The following is a 6,812-nucleotide window of genomic DNA, read 5'->3' as shown; positions in this document are numbered from 1 at the left end:
GTGTTGTCGGCCTCCGCCTCGGCGTGCTCGGTGCGAGCGGCGGACAGCACCGCGGCGGCGGTCTCGGCCTGCTCGCCGGCGGCGCGGACGGCGTCGGTGAGCTCGGCGAGGGTGCCGGGCGGGCACTGGGCGTGCCAGGAGGCGAGCCGGGCGGCCAGCGCCCGGTCGTGGCCGAGCCGGGCGGCGAGTTCGCGGATGTGCTCCTCGCGGGCGGTGGCCCGGGCGCGCAGCTCTCGGCGCTCGTCGTCGGCGGCCCGCTCGTCGTGCATGGCCGGGTTGGGCGGCACCAGGAAGAACGGCGGCTCGTCCTGGATCGGGGCGATCAGGGCGGCGGAGGTGCCGACGGCGACGGTGGAGCGCGGCAGCAGGGCGGCGGCCTGCAGGGCCTCGCGGGCGCGGTCGAGCGAGGACGGGTCGGTGACGACCACGCCGTCGACCAGCTCGGGGCGGGCGGCGAGGATCGCGTCGTGGTCGGCCGGGTCGACCGACTGGGCGAGGTAGCGCCAGCCGGGCAGGGCCGGGATGCCGTGCTCGCCGAGGTACTCGACGGTGGCGAGCACGTCGGGGCCGGGCGGCAGCAGGCCGCCGTCGCCGAGCGCGGCGAGGATCCGGGAGTCGTCGGCGGCCGCGGTGCGCAGGTCGAACAGGGTGCGCTCGGCGGTGGCGACGGCCCGGTCGAGCTGCTCGCGCAGGTCCTCCGCGCTGCGGTCCAGCACGGTCGGGGTGAGGAAGCCCTCGTCCTCGGCGGCGCCGTCCTGGTAGGGCGTCAGGGAGAGCAGTTCGGCGAGCCGGGGCTCGGCGGCGAGCAGGGCGGCGGTGCGCTGCTCGGTGGCGAGGGCGCGTTCGGCGGCGGCCCGGGCGTCGGTGGCCCGGGCGGCGGCGAGTTCGGCGCGGGCCTCGGCGGCGGAGCTCGCGGCGCAGGGCGGCCGCCTCGCCGGTGGCCGCGGCCAGGGCCAGGGTGGCGTGCCGGTGGGTGAGTTCGGCGGTGATCAGGGAGTGCCGGGTGCGGTCGGACTCGGCGGCGGTGACGGCGCTCGCGGCGGCGGCGACCTCGACGGCGAGGTCCTGGGCGCGGTCCCGCTCGGCGGCGGCGCGGGCGCCGAGGGCCTGGGCGAGGCGGCGGGTGCGGCGCTCGGCGGAGCGGTGCGTCTCGCGGACGCTCTCGCGGGCGGTGGTGGCGTCGACGATCCGCTGCAGCAGGTCCAGCGAGCCGGCGGTGAAGTCGCGTTCGGCGGTGAGCTCGGCTCGGCGGCCGAGCTTGGCGGCGAAGCCGTGGACGAGGTCGGCGAGGCCGTCGGTGTCCCGGGTGTCGGTGACGGCGCGCAGCAGCAGGTCGGTGAAGTCGGCGTCGTGCTTCACCGCGAACAGACCGGCCGCCTCGCCCTCGTCGGCGTTCATCTCCCGCTGGTAGCGGAAGAGTTCGGGGTCGAGGCCGAGCTCGCCGAGGTGCTCGTTCCAGCGGTCGTGGATCTCCTCGAAGGTGAGGTCGAGGTACGGGTAGGCCTTGCCGGCCTCCGCCATGGCGTCCCGGAAGCCCTTCATGGTGCGGCGGCGGCCGCGGGCCTTCTGGTCGCCGGCCAGGCTGACCCGCTCGGCGACCGGCAGGGAGTCCAGGGTCAGACCGGGGCCGGGCCGGAAGGAGTACCAGAGCTCGGCGAACTTCCGCGGGTCGGAGGAGACCTGGCGGCCGCGCCACTCGCTGACCTTGCCGACGACGATCAGCTCGCCGGTCACGGTGTGCTGCCACTCCAGGGCCACGTGACCGCAGTCGTCCGCGAGCAGGAACTTGCGCAGCACGCCGGAGCTGGCGCCGCCCAGGGTATTGCGGTGGCCGGGCAGCATCACCGAGAAGATCAGCTTCAGCAGGACGGACTTGCCTCCGCCGTTCTCCAGGAAGAGCACGCCGGCCGGGGCCGGACGGCGGCGCGGGCCCTCCGGCTCGCCGCCGAACAGGCCGATCTGCTGCGGGGCGGGCTCCGCCACCGGCTCGCCGACGCCGCGCAGGTCGAGGACCGTGTCGGCGTACCTGGCGCCGGCCGGTCCGATCGAGTACAGGCGGACCCGGTTGAGCTCGTACATGGTGCTGCGGTTCTCCAGAGTGGGTGCCGGTCGGCGGGGACCGGCGCGGAGTGTCGGGGGCGGGGTGTCGTCGCGGGCGGCTGGTGGCTCGGCGGGGTGCCGTGGCCGGTGGCCGGTGGCTCGGCCGGGTCGGGGGTCGGAGGGTCAGAGGGAGTGGAACGGCAGACCGGCGTCGGCGACGAGTTCGTCGGAGTCGTCGGCGGGCATCAGGGTCGCCGTACCGTCCGTCACCGGGACGACACCGAGGTCGGTGAGCTCCGCCATCGCGGCCGAACCGGCGAGGTCGCGGACCTGCAACTGATAACGGGCCGTGGTGCGGAAAGTGCCGCCCGCGTCGTCCGAGGTCTTCTGCAGGAACCCGGAGTCGACCAGGAACAGCACCGCCTTCGAGACGATGCCGGTGGTGGAACCCGCCAGACGGCGGGCGTCCTTCGTGGCGCCGGTGGACGAACGGCGGGCCCACACCCGCCAGGCCGCCTCCAGGCCGGGCGCGTCACTGGCCGGGTCGGTGACCGCGCCCTGGGCCTCGGCCCGCTCCTCCAGCCGGCGGCACGCCTGCCGGACGAAGGCGTCCACGCCGTTGACGGTCACCCGGCCCAGGTAGCCGTCGTCGGCGAGGTCCTCGGGACGGGGGAAGGCCAGCGCCGCCACCGCGAGGTGCGCGAGGCCGTGCAGGAAGCGGTCGGTCGACTCGGACGCCGCCCGTCGGGAGTAGTCGCCCATCCGGACCGCGAAGACCGAGTCCTCCGCCGCGGCGACGGCCATGCCGGCGCGCGGCGACACCTCCAGCACCACCAGGCCCATGCCGGTGGCGACGGCGTCGGCGAGCCGCGCGAACGGCGGGTCCTCGCGGTGGCGGCGGACCAGCTCGGCGTACTCGGCGTCCCGCGCCGGGAGCAGCTTGGCCTGCAGCCCGAACGAGACCAGCCGGGCGGCGTCGGCGACGTCGGCGGGGGTGAGGGGCGCCTGAACCGGCTCCGCCTCGGGGGCCCACGCCGCATCGTGGTTGATCGTCACGGACGGGACTCCTTGTGAGAGGGGTGGGCCGCGGGGGGCGCGGGGAACTGCGCAATCCGGGGGAGGCGCACGCGGGGGGTGGGGTGAGCCCCTGGTGGGGCGGGTGCGGGACGGTGGCCTTCCGCTTCGCGCAGTCCTCCCCCGGCCTGGCGGCCGGGAGGTGCCCCCACGCGCCCCTGAGGGCGTCCCGTACGCGGGAGGTGTGTCATCAGCCTGCCTCCTTGCGGTCGGCGGCCATGCCTGCGGCGTCGAGGAGGGCGCTGCCGACGACGAGGTCGGCGCCGCCGAACTCGGGGTCGTCGAGGTGGGTGCCGTCGTCGACGGCGAAGAGCAGGCGTTCCTCGCCCTGGCGGTAGGCGGTGCCGACCGGCGGGCTGGCGGCGTGGACGGCGAGCAGGGCGACCAGGTAGGGCAGGTCCGGGTCCTGGCGGCGGGCGTCGGCGAGCAGGCCGGAGAGCCGTCGGGGTGCGTCCGCGGGCAGGTCGAGGAGGTCGAGCGCGGCTTCCAGCTGGGCCTCGCTGAAGCGGCTGTCGTCCGGGGTGGCGACCAGGTCCGGCTCGGGCAGCTCCGCGCCGAGGTGCTCGCGTTCGACGGGCGGGGTGAGCAGCAGGTCGACGAGGTCGGCGACCCGGACGGAGACCGGTGTCCGCAGTCCGGTGCCGCGGGCGAAGAAGGCGTCGGTGGGCCGGACGGCCTGCTCGACGGGCAGCTCGAGCAGCGGGGCCAGCAGGTGCCCGTAGAGGTCGATGCCGCTGCGGGCGCTGGGGGCGGCGAAGGCCTGGCGGTCCTGTTCGGCGCGGAAGAGCGGGCCGGCCTCCAGCAGGCGGGTCTGCAGCTGGGTGTGGCGGCGGATGCAGTCCTTGACGATGTCGACGAGTTCGGCGGCGCGCCGCTTGTGCTCGGGCTCGATGCTCTCGTCGCGGGCCTTGCGGATGTTGGTGAGGATCGCGTTCTCGTGCCGGTACCGGTCGGCGATGTGGTCCAGGGCCTCGTCGATGAGGTCGGGGACGGTCTCCATCCAGTCGACGGCGCGGACGTTGCGGCGGGTGGCCTCCAGGGCGCGGCGCAGCGTCTCGGCGTACTGGACGGTGCGGTAGCGGGCCTGTTCCGCGGCGAGCTGGGCGTCGGCGAGGCGGCCGCGGCGGATCAGCACCTCGAGCTTGACCTCGGCGGCGATCTGGGCGGAGGTGACGTCGGTGTCGAGGGCGCCGACGAGCACGTTGACGGCCTCGTCGGTGGTGCGCAGGTAGACGCCGCCGTCGGGCCCGGGCACCTCCTCGACGAGCTTGAAGTCGTAGTCGCGGCGGACGTAGGCGCCGTCCGGGCCGAAGGTGCCGTAGACGGCGCGGAAGCCGCGGTCGACGCTGCCGACGTTGATCAGCGACTCGAGCACCCAGCGGCCGACCCGCTCGTGCTCGGCGGTGCTGCGGGTCGGGTTCTGCGCGGCGATCCGGGGCTGGAGGCGGCCGAGCACTATGTCGCGGTCGGCGCCGGTGTCGAAGTCCATGTTGAGCGTGACGAGGTCGATCACCGCGAGGCCGATCTCGGCCATGGTGTACGAGCCGTACTCACCGGCCAGGTTGACCTTGCGCGCGTCCAGGTCGTGCAGCGGTGCGGTGCAGGCCAGCGCCTTGAGCCGGCGGGCGAGGCCCTCGTCGGCGGCCGGGCCGGGTGCGGGCCGGGCGGCTGCGGCGGGCGGCCGGAGCTCGTACTCGGCGGACTGGTCTGCGGTGGCGGTCACGGTGGACAAGATTAGAGGTTCGCACCGACAACATCCGAAACGAGCCTGGTTGCCCCGGTTCCGGCGCCCCTGGATGCCGCCCGACCGCTAGTTGAACATGTTCAGTTTCCTACTTGAACGCGTTCAATTCCTGGGTCTAGAGTCGGGCCATGACCAAGGACACCGACCCGGCGGTGGACCGGGACGCCGCGCTGCGGCGCATCCGCACCTGGCTGTGGATCTTCATCGTCTGCCTCGTCCTGAGCGGCCTGACCGCCTTCCCCCTGGAGTCCGAGACCCGCTGGCTGGCCTCCGCGATCGACGGCAGCGGCGTCGGCGGGCACTGGCCGGCCCTCGCCGGGCGGGCGGCCCAGGTCCGCGACGGCATCGCCGAAACCAATGCGCGCTACCCGTTCCTCGCCTACGGCACCGACTGGCTGGCCTTCGCCCACCTGGTGATCGCCGCCGCGTTCTGGGGGCCGCTGCGCGACCCGGTGCGCAACGTCTGGGTGATCCGGTGGGCACTGCTGGCCTGCGCCGGGGTCCTGCCGCTGGCGCTGGTCTGCGGCCCGCTGCGCGGCATCCCGCTCTACTGGCGATTCATCGACATGTCGTTCGGAGTGGTCGGTGCCGTCCCGCTGCTGATCGTGCTGCGGGCGGTCCGCCGCCTCGAGTGGTCCCGGGCCGTCACCGTGCCGAACGGCTTCACCGCCCCGGCCCCCGTCCGATGACCGCCGGCACGGTCACCGGCGCACCGGCGGGCCTCGACCGCCTGGACTTCGCCTGCTGGGTGGCGCACTTCACCGCCGAGGCGGCCTGGCGCGCCGAGCTGGGCGACCCGGACTGGTCCCGGGGCGCCCGGGCGTCCGCCGCCCTGCTGCGCAGCCTGCAGAAGTTCCAGGTGGGCGAGGACGGCGACGGGACCAACCTGATCGGCAAGGCGGACGCGGCGGGCGACGTCGACTACGCGGCCGCCGTCCGGCTGTTCGTCGCCGAGGAGCAGAACCACGCCCGGCTGCTGGCCGCACTGCTGCGGGCCGCCGGGACACCGCTGCTCGGCTCGCACTGGAGCGACGCGCTCTTCGTCCGCTTCCGCCGGACGCTCGGCCTGCGGCTGGAGCTGATGGTGCTGCTGGTGGCCGAGGTGGTCGCCGTGCCGTACTACCGGGCCGTACGGGACGGGGCCGCGGACGGGCTGGTCGCCGAGGTCGCCGGCCGGATCGCCGCGGACGAGCTGCGGCACATCCCCTTCCACTGCCTGCGGCTGCGGGAGTCGATCGGCCTGCTGCCCGCTGCGCTGCACTCCCCCGCCGTCGCCTTCTGGCGGCTGCTCGCCACCGCCGCGGCCGGGTTCGTCGCGCTGGACCACGGCCCGGCACTGCGGGTGCTGGGCGTCCGCCGGCTGCGGTTCGTCGCCCGGTCGGCGGCGGTGGCGGCCGAGGCGGCCCGGGCGCTGAGGCCGGACCGGTGACGGCGCGGACGGGCGGGTCGGCGTCCCGGGCCTCGGGGTGCTGATGGCCGGCCTGGCGGTCCAGGTCGCGCTGCACGTCCTCTGGTCCGCCACGCCCGGGACGGTGGGAGAGTTCACGCGGTCGCCGATCGGTGTCCTGACGTGGTGGCTGTCGCTCCGCCTGGGCCCCGCGGCGAACTGCGCGCCGACCGGGCGGTGGGTCCACGGCGGCGGTCCGCTCGGCCCCGTCCGGGTGGGACTGTGGACCGTGCGGGCCTGCGCCGCGGGCACCGCGATGTGGGTCGTCTCCGTCGTGCCCCTGTTCGTGCTGGCGGTCGTCCTGGTGTGACCGCGCGGTGCCCCGGGCCTCTGCCGGCCGCCCCAACTCCCCCGCCGGACGGGTCCGTCCGGCCCGGTGGGGCCCTGCCGGAGGCGAACGGGTGACGGCCGTTCGGCAAATCCCTGTGCCCGGGCGACGGGCCCGGCGCCCGCGCAAACGATCAGGCCCTACGATCACCACCAGGAGCTGCTGGAAGGCGGACTGGC

General features: G+C 75.4%; 5 protein-coding genes and 1 pseudogene. 3 read left to right on the top strand and 3 right to left on the bottom strand.

The features are described 5' to 3' along the window. From KSNIM_RS30235 to KSNIM_RS30225, 3 genes and pseudogenes are all read right to left on the bottom strand, one after another. Positions 1–2,079, bottom strand: a pseudogene (locus KSNIM_RS30235) (hypothetical protein); the annotation flags it as partial. Positions 2,080–2,223: 144 nt separating this feature from the next. Then, positions 2,224–3,096, bottom strand: coding sequence for a hypothetical protein (locus KSNIM_RS30230; protein ID WP_263106301.1), 873 nt, complete (start codon positions 3,094–3,096; stop codon positions 2,224–2,226). Between the two features lie 208 nt (positions 3,097–3,304). Further along, positions 3,305–4,837 (bottom strand): hypothetical protein, encoded by a 1,533-nt coding sequence (locus tag KSNIM_RS30225; RefSeq protein WP_263106300.1) that lies wholly within the window; start codon positions 4,835–4,837, stop codon positions 3,305–3,307. Between the two features lie 149 nt (positions 4,838–4,986). Here KSNIM_RS30225 and KSNIM_RS30220 point away from each other — a divergent pair, with 149 nt between their 5' ends. The 3 genes from KSNIM_RS30220 to KSNIM_RS30210 are packed head-to-tail and all read left to right on the top strand — an operon-like array spanning position 4,987 to position 6,615. Further along, positions 4,987–5,547, top strand: coding sequence for a hypothetical protein (locus KSNIM_RS30220; protein ID WP_263106299.1), 561 nt, complete (start codon positions 4,987–4,989; stop codon positions 5,545–5,547). After that, a complete protein-coding gene (locus tag KSNIM_RS30215; protein WP_263106298.1) occupies positions 5,544–6,287 on the top strand; it encodes a ferritin-like domain-containing protein in 744 nt (247 codons plus the stop codon). The genes KSNIM_RS30220 and KSNIM_RS30215 overlap by 4 nt, the downstream gene beginning before the upstream one ends. 43 nt (positions 6,288–6,330) lie before the next feature. Continuing rightward, positions 6,331–6,615 (top strand): hypothetical protein, encoded by a 285-nt coding sequence (locus KSNIM_RS30210; protein ID WP_263106297.1) that lies wholly within the window; start codon positions 6,331–6,333, stop codon positions 6,613–6,615. Positions 6,616–6,812: the final 197 nt, after the last annotated feature.

Source organism: Kitasatospora sp. DSM 101779 (genome assembly GCF_025655475.1).
In the GTDB taxonomy this organism is placed as follows: Bacteria; Actinomycetota; Actinomycetes; order Streptomycetales; family Streptomycetaceae; genus Kitasatospora.
Note: the sequence above shows the minus strand (reverse complement) of the source record. Positions and strands in the feature narration are given on the sequence as shown.